Source organism: Streptomyces sp. ITFR-21 (assembly GCF_031844685.1).
Classification (GTDB): domain Bacteria; phylum Actinomycetota; class Actinomycetes; order Streptomycetales; family Streptomycetaceae; genus Actinacidiphila.
Genome location: NZ_CP134605.1, coordinates 1,131,571 through 1,151,640, shown reverse-complemented (window position 1 = coordinate 1,151,640; position 20,070 = coordinate 1,131,571). Strand labels below are relative to the sequence as shown.

The 20,070-nt window shown below is 77.2% G+C and carries 14 protein-coding genes and 1 riboswitch; of the genes, 1 reads left to right on the top strand and 13 read right to left on the bottom strand.

Annotated features, from left to right (window positions below):
* The first annotated feature begins 2 nt into the window (after positions 1-2).
* A complete protein-coding gene (locus RLT57_RS05180; RefSeq protein ID WP_311296174.1) occupies positions 3-1,094 on the top strand; it encodes an amidohydrolase family protein in 1,092 nt (363 codons plus the stop codon).
* A gap of 457 nt (positions 1,095-1,551) precedes the next feature.
* On the opposite strand, the gene cobC is transcribed toward RLT57_RS05180, so the two are convergent.
* The 13 genes from cobC to RLT57_RS05115 all read right to left on the bottom strand — a co-directional run bounded on the left by cobC (position 1,552) and on the right by RLT57_RS05115 (position 19,612).
* Positions 1,552-2,625 carry an Rv2231c family pyridoxal phosphate-dependent protein CobC gene (gene cobC / locus RLT57_RS05175; RefSeq protein ID WP_311296173.1) on the bottom strand — a complete coding sequence of 358 codons (1,074 nt, stop codon included), beginning with the start codon at positions 2,623-2,625 and terminating at the stop codon, positions 1,552-1,554.
* Complete coding sequence (locus tag RLT57_RS05170) at positions 2,609-3,499, bottom strand: sirohydrochlorin chelatase (protein ID WP_311296172.1); 891 nt, start codon at positions 3,497-3,499, stop codon at positions 2,609-2,611. Before RLT57_RS05170 ends, cobC begins: the two co-directional genes overlap by 17 nt.
* Positions 3,496-4,089, bottom strand: coding sequence for a precorrin-8X methylmutase (locus RLT57_RS05165; protein ID WP_311296171.1), 594 nt, complete (start codon positions 4,087-4,089; stop codon positions 3,496-3,498). The genes RLT57_RS05170 and RLT57_RS05165 overlap by 4 nt, the downstream gene beginning before the upstream one ends.
* A gap of 25 nt (positions 4,090-4,114) precedes the next feature.
* Positions 4,115-6,205, bottom strand: coding sequence for a precorrin-3B C(17)-methyltransferase (cobJ, locus tag RLT57_RS05160; RefSeq protein WP_311296170.1), 2,091 nt, complete (start codon positions 6,203-6,205; stop codon positions 4,115-4,117).
* The gene (gene cbiE / locus RLT57_RS05155; protein WP_311300581.1) at positions 6,202-7,446 is read right to left on the bottom strand and encodes a precorrin-6y C5,15-methyltransferase (decarboxylating) subunit CbiE; all 1,245 of its coding nucleotides are present in this window, start codon (positions 7,444-7,446) and stop codon (positions 6,202-6,204) included. The genes cobJ and cbiE overlap by 4 nt, the downstream gene beginning before the upstream one ends.
* Before the next feature lie 4 nt (positions 7,447-7,450).
* Positions 7,451-8,251, bottom strand: a complete 801-nt coding sequence (gene cobM / locus RLT57_RS05150) for a precorrin-4 C(11)-methyltransferase (protein ID WP_311296169.1) — start codon at positions 8,249-8,251, stop codon at positions 7,451-7,453.
* Entirely contained in the window at positions 8,248-8,988 is a 741-nt protein-coding gene (cobI, locus tag RLT57_RS05145) for a precorrin-2 C(20)-methyltransferase (RefSeq protein WP_311296168.1), read from the bottom strand. Before cobI ends, cobM begins: the two co-directional genes overlap by 4 nt.
* Positions 8,973-10,454: a cobyrinate a,c-diamide synthase gene (locus RLT57_RS05140; RefSeq protein ID WP_311296167.1), complete on the bottom strand. Its 1,482-nt coding sequence runs from the start codon at positions 10,452-10,454 to the stop codon at positions 8,973-8,975. Before RLT57_RS05140 ends, cobI begins: the two co-directional genes overlap by 16 nt.
* A gap of 7 nt (positions 10,455-10,461) precedes the next feature.
* Positions 10,462-11,067 carry a cob(I)yrinic acid a,c-diamide adenosyltransferase gene (gene cobO / locus RLT57_RS05135; protein ID WP_311296166.1) on the bottom strand — a complete coding sequence of 202 codons (606 nt, stop codon included), beginning with the start codon at positions 11,065-11,067 and terminating at the stop codon, positions 10,462-10,464.
* Positions 11,067-13,202, bottom strand: a complete 2,136-nt coding sequence (locus RLT57_RS05130; protein WP_311296165.1) for a putative cobaltochelatase — start codon at positions 13,200-13,202, stop codon at positions 11,067-11,069. The genes cobO and RLT57_RS05130 overlap by 1 nt, the downstream gene beginning before the upstream one ends.
* Before the next feature lie 154 nt (positions 13,203-13,356).
* On the bottom strand, positions 13,357-17,031 hold the full coding sequence (gene cobN, locus RLT57_RS05125; protein WP_311296164.1) for a cobaltochelatase subunit CobN: 3,675 nt from the start codon (positions 17,029-17,031) through the stop codon (positions 13,357-13,359).
* A complete protein-coding gene (locus tag RLT57_RS05120) occupies positions 17,028-18,533 on the bottom strand; it encodes a cobyric acid synthase (protein WP_311296163.1) in 1,506 nt (501 codons plus the stop codon). Before RLT57_RS05120 ends, cobN begins: the two co-directional genes overlap by 4 nt.
* Complete coding sequence (locus RLT57_RS05115; RefSeq protein ID WP_311296162.1) at positions 18,530-19,612, bottom strand: cobalamin biosynthesis protein; 1,083 nt, start codon at positions 19,610-19,612, stop codon at positions 18,530-18,532. The genes RLT57_RS05120 and RLT57_RS05115 overlap by 4 nt, the downstream gene beginning before the upstream one ends.
* A gap of 109 nt (positions 19,613-19,721) precedes the next feature.
* A riboswitch (cobalamin riboswitch) is annotated at positions 19,722-19,919 on the bottom strand.
* Positions 19,920-20,070: the final 151 nt, after the last annotated feature.

The window sequence follows — 20,070 nt, the reverse complement described above, 5'->3', positions numbered from 1 at the left end:
GCATGGCCGATCACGAAATTCTGCACATCAGGGGCCGGATCCTGACCGGGCCGCGGGACGTACGCGACGAACTGTGGGTGGTCGGCGGCCGGATCAGCTACCGGCGGCCGGCCGCCGAGGCCGCTGGGACCGTGACCGGGTGGGTGCTGCCGGGGCTTGTCGACGCGCACTGCCACGTCGGGCTGGACCGGCACGGCGCGGTGGATCGGGACGTCTCCGAGCGGCAGGCCCGCACCGACCGGGCGGTGGGCGCCCTGCTGCTGCGGGACGCCGGCTCGCCCAGCGACACCCGGTGGATCGACGACCGCGACGACCTGCCCCGGATCATCCGCGCCGGCCGGCACATCGCCCGCCCCCGCCGCTACATCCGCGGCTACGCTCACGAGATCGAACCGGGCGACCTGGCCGCCTACGTCCGCCGCGAGGCCCGGCGCGGCGACGGCTGGGTGAAGCTCGTCGGCGACTGGATCGACCGGGAGACCGGCGACCTGGCCGCCTGCTGGCCCGCGGACGCGCTCGCCGAGGCGATCGCCGCCGCCCACGAGGAAGGCGCCCGGGTCACCGCGCACTGCTTCGCCGAGGAGACGCTCGCCGACCTGGTCGCGGCCGGCGTCGACTGCGTCGAGCACGCCACCGGCCTGACCGCCGACACTATTCCGCTCTTCGCCGGGCACGGCGTCGCCATCGTGCCGACGCTGGTCAACATCGCGACCTTCCCGCGGCTCGCGGACGGCGGACGGGCCAGGTTCCCGCGCTGGTCGGACCACATCCTGCGGCTGCACGGGCGCCGGTACGACACCGTACGCGACGCCTACGACGCGGGGATCCCCGTCTACGCCGGTACGGACGCGGGCGGCGGCCTGCCGCACGGCCTGATCGCGGCGGAGGTGGCCGAACTGGTCAAGGCCGGACTGCCGGTGCTCGCCGCGCTGTCCGCCGCGACCTGGGGCGCCCGCGCCTGGCTCGGCCGGGAGGCGCTGGCGGAGGGCGCGCCCGCCGACTTCGTGGTCTACGACGAGGACCCGCGGGCGGACGTCCGCGTGCTGGCGGCGCCCCGCCGGATCGTCCTGCGGGGCGCGATCCTGTCGCACTGACCGGGACACCACCCCGGCGGGACACCCGGCGGCCCGAGCGTCCCGTGTTTCCCGCCGCCCACCGGACCCGCCGCGCGATCCGGCGCGCACGCGGGTGTCCTCCGGTGTCCGGAGACACCTGGCTCCCGCCCCGGCGTCGCTGTCCGGATCGGCCCGCGGGCATCGTCGGCGGGCCGCCGCCGGCTCCGCGGCCGCCATGGAGCCGTCGGGGCCGGTCCGTGGGCGCCCACCGGCGCCGCGCCGCGCCAGGCCGGACGCCCCCGGCGCCTGTGCCGCGCGGCCGGAACCGCGGCCGGAACCGCGGCCGGAACCGCGGACGGGCCGACCGTGCGCGGGCCGACGTCGGCCGGGGGCGGCGCTCCGGACCGCGGCGGTCCCGCTGACGTACGAACGCCGCCTCGGTCCGCGCCCCCGGCTCACCGGCGGCGGGCAGCAGGCGCCGGCGGGGCGCCCGGCCTCAGGGCCCCGGGCGTCCGGTCGTGGCGGCGGCCAGGGCGCGCAGGAATCCGTCGGTGGCGGGGCGGTCGCGGACCGCGATCCGCAGCCAGTCCGGGCCGAGGCCGGGAAAGGTGTCCGCGCGGCGCACCGCGTAGCCAGAGGCGCGCAGCCGCAGCCGTACCCCGGCCGCGTCCGGCAGCCGCAGCAGCACGAAGGGCGCGGCGGGCGGGTCGCCCGCGACCGCGAGCTCCGGGACGGCCCGCAGCCGGTCCAGCAGGTACGCCCGGTCGGCGGCGACCGCACGGGCCGCCCGCGCCGCCTCGGCCAGCGCCCCCGGCTCCATACAGGCCGCGGCGGCGGCCAGCGCGGGCGTCGACACCGCCCACAGCGGCTGCGCCGCCGCCAACGCGGCGACCGCCTCCGGCTCGCCCAGCACGTATCCGATCCGCAGACCCGCCAGCCCCCAGGTCTTGGTCAGGCTGCGCAGCACCACCAGCCCCGGCACGTCCCGCCGCCCGGCCAGCGACTCCCGCTCGCCGGGCACCGCGTCCATGAACGCCTCGTCCACCACCAGGGTCCGGCCGGGCCGCGCCAACGCCCGCAGGCCCGCCGCCGGATGCAGTACCGACGTCGGGTTGGTGGGGTTGCCGACCACGACCAGGTCCGCGTCCGGCGGCACCGCGGCGGGATCCAGCCGGAAGCCGTCGGCCGCGCTCAGCAGCACCCGGTCCACGGCGTGCCCGGCCGCCCGCAGCGCCGCCTCCGGCTCGGTGAACTGCGGGTGCACGACGACCGCCCGCCGCGGTACCAGGGCGCGGGCGAGCAGCACGAACGCCTCGGCGGCGCCCGCCGTCAGCAGCACCTCCCGGTCGGGCCTGCCGTGCCGGACGGCGACCGCGTGCCGGGCCGCCCGGCCGTCGGGGTAGTCGGCGAGACCGGTCAGCGACGCGGCGATCCGGGCGGCCAGCCACGGCGGCGGCGTCCCCGTACGGACGTTGACGGCCAGGTCGACCAGGCCGTCGCCGACCTCGGCGTCGCCGTGGTACAGCAGGTCGTAACCGCCGTGCGCGGCCGGGTCAGCCGGTGTGGGCATGCGGGTGGCCGTGCGGGTGGGAGGGGTCGTCGGGGTGGTGGTGCGGCTGCTGCGGGCGGCCCACCCGGTCCTCGAAGCCGGGCAGCCCGATCCGGTAGACGCAGGAGTCGCAGTTCATCCGCAGATCGCCCTGGAGGGCCTCCCGGTAGCGCTCCATGACCAGCCGGGCCAGTTCCGGCTCCGGCCCGATCACCTCCGCGTGCCGCACGTCCACGCCCGGGTACGCCGCCGCCCACGCCCGCGCCTGCTCCCGTACCCGGTCCGGCAGCACCCCCGGGAACAGGAAGTACGGCAGGACCACCACCCGTTCCGCGCCCAGCCGCAGGCAGCGGTCCAAACCGGCGGTCACCGACGGCTCGGCCAGTGAGACGAACGCGGTCTCCACCCCCGTGTAGCCGCGCCCCTCCCACAACAGCCGCGCGGTCTTGAGGACTTCGGCGTTCGCGTCCGGATCGGTTGACCCGCGGCCCACCAGCAGCACGGTCGTCCCGGCCCGGTCCGCGCCCCCGAGCGCCTCGTCCACCCGGCGTTCCAGCACCGCCAGCAGGTCCGGATGCGGGCCCAGCGGACGCCCGTACGCGTACGAGGTGCCCTGGTGCCGCCGCCGCTCACGGGCCAGCGCCGCCGGGATGTCGCCCTTGGCGTGCCCCGCGGACACCAGGACCAGCGGCACCGCGGCGAACTCCCGTACGCCGGCGGCCACCATGTCCCGTACCGCGTCCGCCAGCGGCGGCGGCGACAGCTCGATGAAGCCGCCGCCCACCGGCAGACCGGGGTGCGCCGCCCCGAGCCGGGCGACGAACGAGCGGAACGCGTCGGCGCCGGCGTCGTCCCGGGTGCCGTGGCCGACGAGGAGCAGGGCGGGGGCAGTCACTGGGCGTTCTCCTCGGGCAGCGGATACGGGGTGTAGAGCAGGGCGTTGAGGGCCGCGGCGGCGACCGCGGAGCCGCCCTTCTCCGAGATGTTGCTCACCGCGGGCAGCCCGGAGGCACGCAGCCGCGCCTTGCTCTCGGCGGCGCCCACGAAGCCGACCGGCAGCCCGACCACCAGCGCCGGGGCCGCGTCCAGCGCGATCAACTCCTCCAGCGCGGTCGGCGCGTTGCCGATCACCCACACCGCGCCGGGGCCGATCTCGGCGTACGCCAGCCGGATCGCGTGCGCGCTGCGGGTCAGCCCCGGGCAGGCCGGCGCGTCCGCCAGCCGGCAGACCGCGCGGCGGGCGGTGATGCCCGCGGCCACCATCTCCGCGTCCGCGATGATCGGGGCGCCCTCGTGCAGCGCGGTGTGCGCCTCGCGCAACTCCGCCTCGTCCGCGACCAGATCGGTCGCGTACCCCAGGTCGGCGCTGGCGTGGATCACCCGCTCGACGACCGCGCGGCGCAGCGGCGGCAGCGCGGAGGTGTCCAGGCGGGAGCGCAGGATGCGGTACGACTCCTGCTCGATGGGGTGGACCGTACGGGTCACGGCGCGGCTCCTCGGGGTTCGCACGTCAGGACTGCCAGCGGTAGCCGCGGGGCGTGACCATCCGGCCCGCGACGTTGCGGGTGGCGGTGTTGCCGACGGTGACGACGGTGACCATGTCGACCGCCGTCACGTCGAGTTCGGCCAGCGTGGTGACCTCGGCCCGCTCGTCCGGGCGGGACGCGGCGCGCACGACACCGACCGGGGTGGCCGGGGCACGGTGCCCGGCCAGCACCGACAGCGCCTTGGGAAGCTGCCAGGCGCGGCCGCGGCTGCGCGGGTTGTAGAACGTCACCACCAGGTCGGACACGGCGGCGGCCAGCACCCGGCGCTCGATCACCTCCCACGGCGTGTGCAGGTCGGACAGGCTGATCGAGACGTGGTCGTGGCCGAGCGGGGCGCCCAGCAGCGCGGCGGCGGCCAGCGCGGCGGTCACACCGGGGACGCCGACCACGTCGATGTCGTCACCCGCCTCGGCCAGCGCGGGGGAGGCCATCGCGTACACACCGGCGTCGCCGCTGCCGATCAGCGCGACCGCGTGGCCCGCGCGGGCCGCCGCGACGGCGGTACGGGCCCGCTCCTCCTCGGCGCCGAGGCCCGACTCCAGCACCCGGGCGCCGGGCGGCAGCAGGTCCCTGACCTGCTCGACGTACTGGTCCAGGCCCACGATTACGGAGGCCCTGCGCAGCTCGGCGGCCGCGCGCGGCGTCAGCAGGTCGCGGGCGCCGGGTCCGAGACCGACCACGGCCAGCCGGCCGCGCGGCCTCCTGCGGGCCACGGCCACCGTCGCCATCGCCGACTTCCGCTTCTCCACTACCAGTTCGCCGCCGGGCGCGCCGAGCAGCGCCGCGGCCTCCGCCACGGACGGGGTGCCCACCGCGGCGAGCGGCGCGGCCGACGGATGCGGCACGGTCACCGCGGCCAGCGCGGCGGCCTCGTACACCAGCAGCGGCACCTCCAGCCCGGCGGCGGCCCGCACGATCCCCTCCTCCCGCGCCTTCGCCGCCACGGTCGCCAGCGCGGCCACGCTCTTGAGCGCGAGGCCCGCCCCCGCCAGGCTCCCCTCGATCAGCGCCCTCACCTCCGCCTCCCCGACCCCCCGGCTCGCCCCTACCCCCACCACCAGCGACGGCGGCCGCACATAGACGGTCGGCCCGACCTCGTCCACGACCCGGTCCGTCACCCACACCAGGTACGCCGCCGGGGCGGCCCCGCCAGTTCCCTCCGCCGGCGGGTCCCCGGCGCGGTCGGTCCCGGCGCGGCCGTCCCGCGCGGTTCCGCGTCCCGCCGTCGCGGCGGCGATCCGGTGCCCGGCTCCGTCCTGGTCCGGGGCGCCGGTACGGCGTGGGGCGCTGGCGTCAGGGGGTGTTCCGCGGAGGGTCTCCGGTGGGGTCGCGGGGCCGGTGGCCCGGAAACCGGCGGTGCGGGTGGCGGCACCTCCCGCCGTCGTGGCGGCGAATCCCTCCCCCGGCCCGTTGCGGTCCACCGCGGTGCGGGGAGGCGGGACGGTGGCGACCGGCGGTGTCGCGCCGGGCCCGGGAAAACCGTCTCCCGGCTGCGGCGCTTCCCGTGCGCCGCTGTCCGCCGCCGGGGCGGGCGGGGCGGGCGGGGCGGCATCGGGCTCGGAGGGCAGCGGCAGGGGCGGCAGCGGCCAGGTCGCGTCCGCGCGGAGGTGGACCGGGGGGCGGGAGTCGAGCATCGCCCGGGTCACGGCGGCGAGGGCGCCCTCGGCGGGGTAGGGGAGGGTGTCCAGGGCCGGGGTGCCGGCGGAGTCCGTCGCCGTGGTGATGACCGGGGACGTACCGAGCAGCGGGGTGAGCGCCACGGCCAGCGCGTTGGCGCCGCGGGCGTGGCCGCCCAGGAGGGCCACGGCGTGCCGGTGGGCCTCGTCGACGGTGACCACCGCGGGGTCGGCCCGCTTCGTGGTCAGCAGCGGCGCGAGCAGCCGGACGGCCGCGCCGGTCGCCAGGAAGAGGACGAGCCGGTCGCACTCGCCGAACGCCCGCGGAAGCACCTCGCCGACCGCCCCCTCGTAGATCCGGGTACGGCCGGGCCACGCCGCGGCCAGCCGCTCGCTGCCGCGCCGCCCCGCCGCCGTCGCCGCGATGAGTCCGATCATCCGACCGCTCCTTCCACCGCCGTGGGACGCGTGCCCCACAGCACGAACACCGGATTGCCGGCCGCGAGCCGGACCACACCGCCGGGCAGCGGCGCCAGCCGGGAGGACTGCAGGAGCACCCCGTCCGGCACCAGCCCGGCGGCGCCCAGCGCCGCCCGGACCTCGGCCACCCGGTCCACCGCCGCCAGGGTCACCACGACGCAGCGCCGCGCCCGCCGTGCGCCGGCCGCCACCACCGCGGCCAGCTCCCGCCCGCCGCCGCCGACGAAGACCGCGTCGGGCTCCGGCAGCCGGCCGAGCGCCTCGGGCGCCGTACCGCACACCACCTCGACGTCCACCCCGTGCGCCGCCGCGTTCGCCCGTACCCGGGCCGCCCCCGCCGGATCCCGCTCGACCGCGACCACCGCCGCCCCGAACCGCGCGCACTCCACGCCCACCGAGCCGGACCCGGCGCCCACGTCCCACACCAACTCGCCGGTGCGCGGTCCGAGCCGGGCCAGCACCAGCGCCCGTACCTCCGCCTTGGTGACCATCGAGTCGCGGTGCTCGAACGCCTCCTCGGGCAGCGCCCACCCGGCGGGCGCGGGTCGCGGGCCGGCCACGGTACGGGCCCGGCCGGCGATCAGCTCCCGCCGCTCGCCCAGGCACAGCACCACCGACACCGCCGCGGGCCAGTCGCGTACGGCCGCCTCCGCCGGCGGGAGCCGGACCACCGCCTCCTCGTCCGTGCCGAGCGCGACGGCCACCACCAGCTCGCGGGCGACCCCGCCGCGCTCCAGCGCGGCGCCCAGCTCGGCCGGCCCCGCGCCCGGCCCGGTCAGCACCGCCACCTTGCGGTGCGCGCGGCACACGTTCACCGCGGTCCGCAGCTCCCGCCCGTGCGCGCTCACCACCACCGCGTCGTCCCAGCTCAGACCCAGCCGGGCGAAGGCGACCGCGACCGAGGGCGACGACGGCCGCACGTCCAGCGCCGCCGGGCCGAACCGCGCGCCCAGCGCCCGGACGATCCCGAAGAACCCCGGGTCGCCGGAGGCCAGCACCAGCACCGGGCCGCCGTCCGCCGCCAGGTGCCGTTCGATCCCGTCCAGCGCCGGCGCCAGCGGCCCGAGCACCAACCGCCCCACCCGCGAGGGCAGGTCCACGCCCGCCAGGTGCCGGGCCGCGCCCACCACCAGCCGGGCGTCACCGACCCGCACCGGTGGCCGGGGCCCGCCGGTCCCCGTCCCGACGACCCTGATCACCCGCTCAGCCACGAGGACCGCGCAGCTCGCGGCGCGCGGCCGGGTCGGCCCGCCGGAAACCGTGGAAGTGGCCCGGGTGGTACAGGTGCGAGCGGGTCCCGGACGCCGACAGCGCCGGGCCCACCAGGAACAGCGTGTGCTTCCACAGCTTGTGCGCCTTGACGGTCTCTTCGAGCGTGCCGACCGTGCAGCGCAGCAGCAGCTCCTCCGGCCACGTCACCTGATGGGCGATCAGCGCCGGGGTGTCCGCCGGGTAGCCGCCCTCCAGCAGCTCCGCGGCCAGCTGCCCGGACCGGGCCGCGGACAGGAACACCGCCATCGTCGTCCCGTGCCGGGCGAACTCCCGCACCTCCTCGCCGGGCGGCATCGGCGTCTTCCCGCCGCCCAGCCGGGTCAGGACCACCGACTGGGCGACCTCCGGGATCGTCAGCTCCCGCCCGGCCAGCGCCGCCGCCGCGGAGAACGACGACACCCCGGGCACGATCTCCACCTCGATGCCGAGCGCCGCGCACCGGTCGACCTGCTCCTGGGTACCGCCCCACAGCGCGGGATCGCCGGAGTGGATCCTGGCCACCCGCAGGTCCTCGTCCCGGGCCCGCCGGTAGACCGCGACCACGTCCTCCAGCGACATCACCGCCGAGTCCAGCACCTCCGCGTCCCGCCGGGCGTGCCGGAGCACCTCGGCCTGCACCAGGCTCGCCGCCCAGATCACCACGTCCGCGTCCGCGATGGCCCGCGCCGCCCGGAACGTCAGCAGGTCCGCCGCGCCCGGCCCCGCGCCCACCACCGTCACCCTGCCGCTCACAGCTTCCCTCCCCGGCCGCCGTCCCGCCGGGCGGGCGCGATCAGCGTCGACAGATACGGCAGCGGCCCGTCCGGCAGCTCGGCCGCCGGACGGATCGACTCCGCCGGCAGCCCCAGCGAACTGCCCCACACCGCCCCCTCGATCCGCCCGGTCGCCCGCAGCGCCGCCGCGACCTGCGCCGCCAGCCGGCCGAACTTGTACGCCACGACCGTGCCGGGACCCTCCAGCGCGTCCTTGAGCACGTCGGCCCCCGCGGTGACCGGCACCAGCGTCAACGGCTCGGTGCCCTCCGCCAGTACGGCGCCGCTGCGGGCCGCCAAATCCTGCATCGCGGTGATGCCCGGCACCGTCGCCACCGCCAGCTGCCCGCCGCCGCCCAGGAGCCCGCCCACCGTCGCGGCGAGATAGGTGAACGTCGAGTACACGTTGGGGTCCCCGATCGTGGCGAACGCCACCGTGCCGTGCGCGCGCAGCAGTTCGGCGACCCGCGCACCCGCCGCGTCCCACGCGGCGGCCCGGCGGGCCCGGTCGGTGCGCTCGTTCAGCGCGAACACCACCCGCACGATCCGGGATTCGGGCACGTAGTGGCGTACGGTCGCCTCGGCGCGGCCGAGCTCGCCGGTGTCCATGACGGGCACCACGACGGCGCCCGCGGCCCGCAGCGCGTTGACACCCTTCACCGTCACCAGCTCCGGGTCGCCGGGCCCGACGCCGACCCCGGTCAGTCGCATGGCCATCCGGCACACCTCTCGACGAAGCGCCGGGCCAGGGACGGCTCGGCGGCCCAGTGCACATGCAGATACGAGGCATGCACGTTCTTCTCCGCGAAGCCCTCGGCACGGCGTCCGGGACGGGTGAGACCCCACGCGGGGCGCGGGCCGGCGGCCGGCGTCACCGTCGTGCGGTGGAACTCGTGGCCGCGCAGCCGGGTGCCGGCCGCCGCCAGCACGCTGTCGCCCAGCGCGACGGCCTCGCGGTAGCCGAGGGTGAGGCGGTCGGTCATGGCGGCGGTGGCGTCCAGCACCCCGCACATCGGGACGCCGTCCAGCTCCCGGGCCAGGTAGAGCAGGCCCGCGCACTCGGCGGCGACCGGGCCCGCGAAGGCGGCGACCTCCTTGCGCAGCCGGGCGTTGGCGGACAGTTCGGCGGCGTACGCCTCGGGGAAGCCGCCGCCCAGCACCACGCCCGCGGTGCCCGCCGGGAGGACCTCGTCGGCGAGCGGGTCGAACACGGCGAGCTCCGCTCCGGCGGCGGCGAGGAGTTCGGCCTGCTCGGGGTAGCCGAAGCTGAACGCCGGGCCGGCCGCGACGGCGACCACGGGGGCGCGGCGCCCGGCCCGCCGGGGGCGGGCGTTGCGCGCGGCCGGGGACTGCGCCGCCGCGGGGAACGGGCGGGCGGGGGCGCCGGCGGGAGGCGTACGGCCGGCCGGCGCGTGCGCGGAGGACGCCGCGGAAACCGCCGCCCCCTGTGCGGCAACGGGGTCCCACGGCCGCTCGTCCAGCGGCGGGGCCGAGCGGGCCAGGGCCCACAGCGCGTCGAGGTCGCAGGCCGCGCCGACCCGCGCCGCCGCGGCGCGGACCCACTCCAGGGCCCCGGCGGACCGTTCGGCCGCCGGGACCAGGCCGAGGTGCCGGGAGGGCACGTGCAGCCCGGCGTCGCGGTGCAGGGCGCCGAGGACGGGGACGCCGGTCTCCTCCAGCGCGGACCGCAGGACGTCCTCGTGCCGGGCGGAGCCGACCTTGTTGAGCACGACGCCCGCCAGCCGGACCCCGGGGTCCCAGGAGGCGAAGCCGTGGACGAGGGCGGCCACCGAGCGGGCCTGGGCGGAGGCGTCCACGACGAGCACGACGGGGGCGCGCAGCAGCTTGGCGACCTGCGCGGTGGAGGCCAGCTCGCCGTGCCCCGACGCGCCGTCGAAGAGCCCCATCACCCCTTCCACGACGGCCAGTGCGCAGCCCGCCGCACCGTGCAGGAACAGCGGGGCGATCGCCTCCGGGCCGCAGAGGTAGGGGTCGAGGTTGCGGCCGGGACGGCCGGTGGCCAGCGCGTGGTAGCCGGGGTCGATGTAGTCCGGGCCGACCTTGTGCGGGGAGACGGCCAGGCCGCGGTCCGCGAAGGCCGCCATCAGGCCGGTGGCGACGGTGGTCTTGCCGCTGCCGGAGGCGGGTGCGGCGATGACCAGCCGCGGGACGGAACTCACCATGCCGCGCTCACCATTCGATCCCCCGCTGCCCCTTCTGCCCGGCGTCCATGGGGTGCTTGACCTTGGCCATCTCGGTGACCAGGTCCGCCGCCCCGAGCAGTTCGGCGGGCGCGTTGCGGCCGGTGACCACCACGTGCTGGGTGCCGGGCCGGTCCCGCAGCACCGCGACGACCTCGGCGGTGTCCACCCATCCCCAGTGCATCGGATACGCGAACTCGTCCAGCACGTACAGCCGGTAGGTCTCGGCGGCCAGATCCCGCTTGACCTGCTCCCAGCCCTCGCGGGCGGCCTGCTCGCTGTCCACCTCCTGCTCGGGCGTCCGCTGCACCCAGGACCAGCCCTCACCCATCTTGTGCCAGGCCACCGTGCCGCCCTCGCCGGAGGCGCCCAGCACCCGCAGCGCCCGCTCCTCGCCCACCCTCCACTTCGCCGACTTGACGAACTGGAACACCCCGACCGGCCAGCCCTGGTTCCAGGCGCGCAGCGCCAGGCCGAACGCGGCCGTCGACTTGCCCTTGCCCGCACCCGTGTGGACGATCGTCAGCGGCCGGTTGCGGCGCTGCCGGGTCGTCAGACCGTCGTCCGGCACCGAGTCCGGCTGTCCCTGCGGCATCAGGCCACCCTCCGCGCGTCCTTGACCAGAGCGGACACCGCGTCCGCCCGGAGCTCGCTCAACGTGACCGCGATCCCGCCCAACTCCGCGGCCAGCGAGGCCGCCAGGCCCAGCCGGACGGGACCGGACTCGCAGTCCACGACCACCGCGGCGGTTCCGGTGGCGGCCAGCAGCCGTGCCGCGCGGGCCGCGAGAGCCACCGGCTCGGGTCCGCCGGTGGCCCGGCCGTCGGTCACCACGACCAGCAGCGGGCGCCGTGAGGCGTCCCGCAGCCGCTCGATCCGCAGCACCTCGTGCGCCTTCAACAGGCCCGCGGCCAGCGGCGTCCGGCCGCCGGTCGGCAGCTTCGCCAGCCGCGCCGCGCCGGTGTCCACCGACGAGGTCGGCGGCAGCGCCAACTCCGCCGTGCCGCCGCGGAAGGTGATCAACCCGACCTTGTCGCGCCGCTGGTAGGCGTCCAGCAGCAGCGACAGCACCGCGCCCTTCACCGCGCCCATCCGCTGCCGCGCCGCCATCGACCCGGACGCGTCCACCACGAACAGCACCAGGTTGCCCTCGCGGCCCTCCCGCACGGCCTGCCGCAGGTCGTCCCGCCGCAGCACCAGGCCGGGGCCCCGGCGCCCGCGTGCCCGCTGGTGCGGGGCCGCAGCCTGTACCGTCGCCGCCAGGTGCAGCCTGCCGAGGGCCCCCCGCGGGCGTCGCGCCCCGGTGGTCCTGCCGTGCGCGCTGCGGGCCCGCGACCGGCGGCCCGCCGCGCCCTCGCCCAGGCCGGGCACGGTCAGCGGCGTCGTCCGGTACGGCTCCCCGGCCGCGGCGGCCGGCCGCGGTCCGCCGCCGGCGCCGAGCGGCGGGCCGCCGTCCGGCTCGCGGTCCGGGCCGGCTCCGGCGGCCGGTGCGCTGCCGGCCGCCTCTGCCGCCGGCTCCGCGGCCGCTCCCGGGTCCGCTGTCGCGCCGGGTCCGTCCGCCGGTGACGGCGGCCGCGCCCCGTCCGGCCCGCCGTCGGCGCGCGGGCCGTCCTGCGGGGGCCGGCCACCGCCGTCCGGGCCGTCCGGGCCGTCCGGATCATCCGGATCATCCGGATCGTCGGGGCCGTCGGGGTCCGGCCCGTCGCCGCCGCCCGCGCCGCGCTCCCGCTCCAGCGTCTCGTCCAGCTTGTCCTCGTCCAGGCCCGGCGCGTCGAAGGGGTTGCGGCGGCGCCGGTGCGGCAGTGCCAGCAGCGCGGCCTGCCGGACGTCCTCGGCCAGCACGACCGTCCGCCCCGCCCACGCGGCCAGTGCGGTGGCGGCACGGGCCATCACGATGTCGGCCCGCATCCCGTCCACCTCGAACGCGGCGCAGGTCGCGGCGATCTGGCGCAGCGCGCCGTCGCCGAGCCGCACGTCCGGCAGCAGCCGCCGGGCGGCCGCGATCCGTTCCCGCAGCGCCTCCTCCCCGTCCGCCCAACGCACCGCGAAACCGGCCGGGTCGGCGTCGTAGGCCAGCCTGCGGCGTACCACCGCCACCCGCTCGTCGATGTCCCTGGACGCGGCCACCTCCACGGTCAGCCCGAACCGGTCCAGCAACTGCGGGCGCAGCTCGCCCTCTTCGGGGTTCATCGTGCCGACCAGCAGGAAGCGGGCGGCGTGCCGGACGGAGACGCCTTCCCGCTCGACGTGACTGGCGCCCATCGCGGCCGCGTCCAGGATGGAGTCGACGAGATGGTCGTGGAGGAGGTTCACCTCGTCCACGTAGAGGATGCCGCGGTGTGCCGCCGCCAACAGCCCCGGCTCGAAGGCCTTCACGCCCTCGGCGAGTGCCCTCTCGATGTCCAGCGCGCCCACAAGCCGGTCCTCGGAGGCGCCCACGGGCAGCTCGACCATCCGCGCCGGCCGCCGCGAGCCCCGCGCCGACGGGTCGTGCGGGCCGTCCGGGCAGTCGGGGTCCGGCGCCGCCGGGTCGCAGCTGAACCGGCACCCCGGCAGGACGGCCACCTCCGGCAGCAGCGAGGTGAGCGCCCTGACGGCGGTGGACTTGGCGGTGCCCTTCTCGCCGCGGACCAGCACGCCGCCCACCGCGGGGCTCACGGCGTTCAGCAGCAGCGCCAGCCGCAGCTCCTCCTGGCCCACCAGGGCGCTGAACGGGTACGCGGTAGTCACGGTCGGGCCTCGCCTTCCGCCGTGCGGCGCCAGGGCCCACGACCGGTGAACGGACGGTTGGCGGACGGACGTTCCGCCCGGCGGCCGGGGCGGGGGACCCCGGCCGGGGTCCCGCGGCCGGCGGCGCGGGACCCGCCGGCGACGGCGGCCGGCCTCATGCGTCGCCCTCCAGGTCACCCTCGAGGGCGAGATAGGTCGCGCGCAGCCGGTCCAGCGTCTTCGGGTCCGGCGCCGCCCACAGCCCGCGGTCCGCCGCCTCCAGCAGCCGCTCGGAGATCCCCCGCAGCGCCCACGGGTTGGACCGCTTCATAAACTCCTGGTTGGCCGCGTCGAAGACGTACTCGGAGGCGAGTCTCTCGTACATCCAGTCGTCCACCACCCCCGCGGTGGCGTCGTAGCCGAAGAGGTAGTCGACGGTCGCCGCCATCTCGAAGGCGCCCTTGTAGCCGTGCCGCCGCATCGCCGCCATCCAGCGCGGGTTGACCACCCGCGCCCGGAAGACCCGGTGCGTCTCCTCCCCGAGGGTGCGCGTCCTGACCTGGTCGGTCAGGGCGCTGTCGCCGACGTACGCCTCCGGCGAGGTCCCGGTGAGGTGCCGGACCATCGCCACCATGCCGCCGTGGTACTGGAAGTAGTCGTCGGCGTCGGCGATGTCGTGCTCGCGGGTGTCCACGTTCTTCGCCGCCACCTGGATCCGCCGGAACGCCGCCTCCATGTCGCCGCGCGCCGCCCGCCCGTCCAGGCCGCGGCCGTAGGCGTAGCCGCCCCAGACCGCGTAGACCTCGGCGAGGTCCGCGTCGGAGCGCCAGTTGCGGGCGTCGATCAGCGGCAGCAGGCCCGCCCCGTACGCGCCCGGCTTGGAGCCGAAGACGCGGGCGGTGGCGCGGCGGCGGTCGCCGTGGGCGGCGGTGTCCTCGTCGGCGTGGGCGCGTACGTAGTTGGTGTCGGCGGGTTCGTCGAGTTCGGCGACCGCCCGTACCGCGTCGTCCACCAGGGCGACCACATGCGGGAAGGCGTCCCGGAAGAAGCCGGAGATCCGCACGGTGACGTCGATCCGCGGCCGGCCGAGCTCCCGCGCCGGGACCACCTCGAAGCCGGTGACGCGCCGGGACGCGTCGTCCCACACCGGGCGGCAGCCCAGCAGGGCGAGGATCTCCGCGATGTCGTCGCCCTGGGTGCGCATGCAGGACGTGCCCCACACGGTCAGGCCGACGGACTTCGGGTACGCGCCGGTGTCGGCCAGGTGCCGGGCCAGCAGCGAGTCCGCCAGCGCGGTCCCCACGTCCCAGGCGAGCCGGGAGGGAACGGCCTTGGGGTCGACGGAGTAGAAGTTGCGGCCGGTGGGCAGCACGTTGACCAGGCCGCGGGTGGGGGAGCCGGAGGGCCCGGCGGGGACGTAGCCGCCGCGCAGCGCCCGCAGGATGTGCGCGATCTCGTCGGTGGTACGGGCCAGGCGCGGTACGAGTTCGGCCGCGGCGAACTCCAGCACCCGTACCGCGTCCGGCACGTCCCGGCCGCCGAGGGCGTCGTACACCACCTCCGCGGCCGTGCCGGGCGCCCAGCCGCGGGCCTCCATCGCCTCGGCGAGCCGCCGGGCGAGCCGCTCCAGCAGGTCCACGGCGTCGGAGGCGGTACGGGCCGGGCCGTCCGCGAGGCCGGCCAGCGCGGCCGGGACGGCGGCCGGCGCGCCCGGCTCGGCCAGCAACTCCTTCTCCACCAGCCCGAAGTGCTCGGCGAGCGCGGCCCGCAGGCCGGGCAGCGCGGCCCCGACACCGCCCCACACCTGGGCCGAACGCAGCACCGCCAGCACCAGGTTGACCCGCGGCCCGCCGACCGGCCCGTCGCCGAGGATGTGCAGGCCGTCCCTGATCTGGACGTCCTTGATCTCGCACAGCCAGCCGTCGACGTGCAGCACGAAGTCGTTGAAGTCGTCCTCCCCGGGCTGGTCCTCCACGTGCAGGTCGTGGTGGAGCTCGGCGGCCCGCACCAGCGTCCAGATCCGGCTGCGGATCGCCGGCGCCTTCGCCGGGTCGAGGTCGTTCACCAGGGCGTACTCGTCGAGGAGCTGTTCGAGTTTGGCCAGGTCGCCGTAGGAGTCGGCGCGGGCCATCGGCGGCACCAGGTGGTCCACGACGGTGGCGTGGCCGCGGCGCTTGGCCTGGGTGCCCTCGCCGGGGTCGTTGACGATGAACGGGTAGACCAGCGGCAGTTCGCCGAGGACGGCGTCCGGCGCGCAGCCCGCGGACAGGCCGAGGCCCTTGCCCGGCAGCCACTCCATGGTGCCGTGCTTGCCGAGGTGGACGATCGCGTCCGCGCCGAAGGTGTGCTCCAGCCAGCGGTACGCGGCCAGGTAGTGGTGCGAGGGCGGCATGTCGGGGTTGTGGTAGATCGCGATCGGGTTCTCGCCGAAGCCGCGCGGCGGCTGGATCATGACCACCACGTTGCCGAACCGCAGCGACGCCAGCACGATGTCGTCGCCGTCCACGTAGAGCGAACCGGGCGGCTCGCCCCAGTGCTCCAGCATCCCGGTTCGCAGCCTCTCGTCCAGCGTGCCGAACCAGCGCCGGTAGTCCGCCAGCGGCACCCGCGCCGGGGCGCTGGCCAGCTGCTCCTCGGTGAGCCACTCCACGTCGTGGCCGCCGGCCGCGATCAGCCGGTGGATCAGCTCGTCGCCGTCGCCCGGGAACTCACCGGTGGCGTAGCCCGCCTCGCGCAGCGCGTGCAGCAGCCCCACCGCCGAGGCGGGGGTGTCGAGGCCGACCGCGTTGCCGACCCGGGAGTGCTTGGTCGGGTACGCGGTGAAGACCAGCGCCAGCTTCTTGTCCGCGTTCGGCTTGTGCTTCAGCGCGGCGTGCCGCACCGCGATGCCCGCCACCCGCGCGGCCCGTTCCGGGTCGGCCACGTACACCGGCACATCGCCCTCACCGGTCTCCTTGAAGGAGAACGGCACGCTGATCAGCCGCCCGTCGAACTCCGGGATCGCCACCTGCATCGCCGCGTCCATCGGGGACAGCGCGGCGTCCGACTGCTGCCAGGCCGCCCGCGAGGAGGTCAGGCACAGCCCCTGCACGACGGGCACGTCCAGGTCGGCGAGCGCGCCGATGTCCCACGCCTCGTCGTCGCCGCCCGCGCTCGCCCGCGACGCCACGGTGCCGCCCGCGGCCAGTACCGTCGTCACGATCGCGTCGGCCCGGCCCAGCAGCTCGTACAGTCCGGCGTCCGCGCCGCGCAGCGAACCGCAGTACACCGCGAGCGCGTTGGCGCCCTTCGCCTCGATCGCCCCGCACAGCGTGTCCACGAAGCCGGTGTTCCCCGACAGCTGGTGCGCCCGGTAGAAGAGCACCGCGACCGTCGGCCGGCCGGCGTCCCGGCCGGGGACGCCGTGGACACCGAACTCCGGCATGGGGTGCGGCGGTTCGAAGCCCTCGCCGCTCATCAGCACGGTGTCGGACAGGAACCGGGCGAGTTCGGCGAGGTTGCCGGGGCCGCCCTCGACCAGGTAGCGCAGCGCCTGCGCGACGACCCCGGCCGGGACCGTCGACAGCGCCATCAGCTCCGCGTCCGGCACCGACTCGCCGCCCAGCAGCACCGTCGGCACCCCCGACGCGGCGAGCACGTCGAGGCCGCGCTCCCAGGCGCGGCGCCCGCCGAGCAGCCGTACGACGGCCAGGTCGGCGCCCTCCAGCAGCGCGGGCAGCGCGGTGTCCGGGTCCACCCGGGACGGGTTGCCGATCCGGTAGGCGATGCCGGCCCCGGTGTCGGCGGCGCCGGCCGCGCGGGCGGCCAGCAGGTCGGTGTCGGCGGTGGACAGCAGCAAAACGGTGGTCACGGTGCCCCCGGTGCGATGAAGGGGAGGCCGGCGGGCGCGCCGTCCTCGATGAGCCGCAGCAGTGCGGCGGTGTCCATGTGCTCCTCGACCAGATCGCCGAGCCGGTCCAACTGCGCCTCCCGCAACGCCTCGAACACGGTGTCCGGCGCGGGCACGAACCGGCGCCCGGCCGCCGCTGCCACCTCCCGCAGGAACGCCCGGCGGAAGCCGTCGCTCTCCAGCGCGCCGTGCCAGTGGGTGCCCCAGACCGCGCCGGCCCGGCAGCCACCCGGGAACTCCTCGCCGCCGCCCAGCAGTTCGGCCACGCCGTGGTGGATCTCGTAGCCCGCCACCGGCTCGCCGTACCCGGTCCCCTCCGGGCGGGCCAGCGTCTTGCCGGCGGCGAACCGCACCCGGACCGGCAGCAGCCCGAGGCCCGGGACCGTACCGGCTCCCGACTCCACGTCGTCCTCGATGCTCTCGGCGAGCATCTGGAAGCCGCCGCAGATCCCCAGCACCGGGCGGCCCCGCGCGGCCCGCTCCGCGACGGCGTCCGCCAGCCCGCGGTCGCGCAGCCACTCCAGCGCGCGGACCGTGCCGCGGGTGCCGGGCAGCACCACCAGGTCGGCGTCCGCCAGTTCGTCCGGGCGGTCCACGAACCGGACGACGACGCCCGGTTCGGCGGCGAGCGCGTCCGCGTCGGTGAAGTTGGACAGCAGCGGGACGGCGGCGACCGCGACCCGCAGTACCTCGGCGCCGTACGGCGCGCCGACCGCCGTCCCGCGGACCGCGCCGCGCGGCGAAACCCGCAGCCCGTCCTCCTCGTCGATGCCGAGGCCGTGGGTGTACGGCAGCACACCGAGCGTCGGGCGGCCGGTGAGGCCGCGCAGCATGTCCAGCCCCGGTTGCAGCAGGGCCGGGTCGCCGCGGAACTTGTTCACGACGTAACCGCAGATCAGCGCCTGGTCCTCGGCGGAGAGCAGGGCGGTGGTGCCGAAGAAGGAGGCGAAGACGCCGCCGCGGTCGATGTCGCCGACGACCAGGGTCGGCAGGGCCGCCCGGCGGGCCACGGCCATGTTCACGATGTCGGTGCGGCGCAGGTTGATCTCGGCCGGACTGCCGGCGCCCTCGCAGATCACCGCGTCGTAGCGCGCCCCCAGCTCTTCCAGGCAGCCCATCACGGTGTCCAGCAACTCCCGCTGCCGGCCGCCGTGGTAGCCGCGGGCGCTCAGCTCGCCGACCGCCTTGCCCAGCACGATCACCTGGCTGCTCCGGTCGCTGCCCGGCTTCAGCAGCACCGGGTTCATCAGCGCCGTCGGCTCCACCAGGGCCGCCCGCGCCTGCATCGCCTGCGCCCGGCCGATCTCGGCGCCGTCCCTGGTCACGAAGGAGTTCAGCGACATGTTCTGCCCCTTGAACGGGGCGACCCGCACCCCGCGGCGCACCAGGAACCGGCACAGCCCCGCGGTCAGCACGCTCTTGCCCGCGTCGCTCGTCGTCCCGGCGACCAGCAGCCCCTTCACCGCGCCGCCCGCCGCCCGGCGGGCCGCGGACCCGCGGCCGCCCTGCCGGCTGCCGCCGCCGCCCCCGTCCCGCCCGCGGCCACCGCGCCCGCTCTCGTCCCGCCCGCGGCCACCGCGCCCGGCCGCCCCGCGCCGCGCCGCCTCGGCGACCGGACGCCGGCCGCCGAGGCGGCGACCGAGACCGCGAGCGCGAGCGCGCCGACCCGCCGGGACAGCCGGATCGCGCGGGGGATGTCGGCGGCCGACGGCGGCGGGTACTGCGCGCCGAGCAGCGGGCGGTGCTCGGTACGGCCCGCGTAGGACAGGGTGCCGCCCAGGCGCAGCCGCAGCGCGCCGGCGAAGGCCGCTTCCACGGGGCCCGCGTTGGGGCTGGGGTGGGCCGCCGCGTCGCGGCGCCAGGTGCGCGCGGCCGAGCGGGGGTGGCCGCTGGCCAGCACCGCCAGGCAGGCGGTGAGGCGGGCGCCGGGGTAGCCGAGGACGTCGTCGAGCCGGGCGGCGGCCCAGCCGAAGCGCAGGAAGCGGGGGGACCTGTGGCCGACCATGGCGTCCAGGGTGTTGGCCGCGCGGAAGCCGACCACGCCGGGAACCCCGCCGAGGGCGCCCCACACCAGCGCGCCCACCACCGCGTCCGAGGTGTTCTCCGCGACCGACTCCACCACCGCCCGCGCGATCCCGGCCGCGTCCAGCGCCTGCGGGTCGCGCCCGCACAGGTGCGGCAGCCGGGCCCGCGCGGCGGCCAGATCGCCCGCCTCCAGCGCCGCGCCGACCGCCCGCGCCTCCCGCGCCAGCGACGTGCCGCCGAGCGCCGACCAGGTGGCCGCCGCTGCCAGCCCGGCCGACAGCGCCGCGGACGGCCGCACCGCGCGCCCGGCGAGCACGGCGGCGGTCACCGCGCCCCCGGCGCACAGCGCCGCGTACACCGCGCCGCTGCCCCGGTCGTCGCGCCACATCCGGCGCTCCAGTGCTCCCGCCAGCCGCCCGAACCCGGCGACCGGATGGCCGCGGCGCGGGTCGCCGGCGACGAGGTCGGCGAGGAAACCGAGCGTGGCGCCGTACGCGAACACGCGGTCGGTACGCATCGGTTCAGGCCGCCGTCACATCCGGGGCGACAGGACGGAGGGGCCGGTCGGGAAGGTGTACGCGCGTGCCGGGCATGGCAGAAGTCCTCACTCAGGGTCCGCGCCCTGGTTCGACGTGACCGGCGGTGAGAGTCTCCTGGCTCCCGGATCAACGCACTCCCGGTCTTCCAGCCGACGAGTCGGCCGTGACGCGGGGTTGGGAGTGCACTCCCCGGTGACAGTGGCGGGACCGCGCCGGATTCGCACCGGACTTCCTCTCCTGCCGCCGTATGGCTTCCGGCAGTTCACCACGCCTGTCAGGACCCGTCAACAGCCCTTGACCTGCGTGGACGCAATGTGGTGTGGTCCACACCCCGGTCCGCGCCGGGCGCCGCCCAGTGCCCGGGTACGTACCGGGGCGATCGTGCCGCCTGCCGGGACGGCCGCCCGCGGCGGCGGACCGGAGGGCGGGGCGGTGG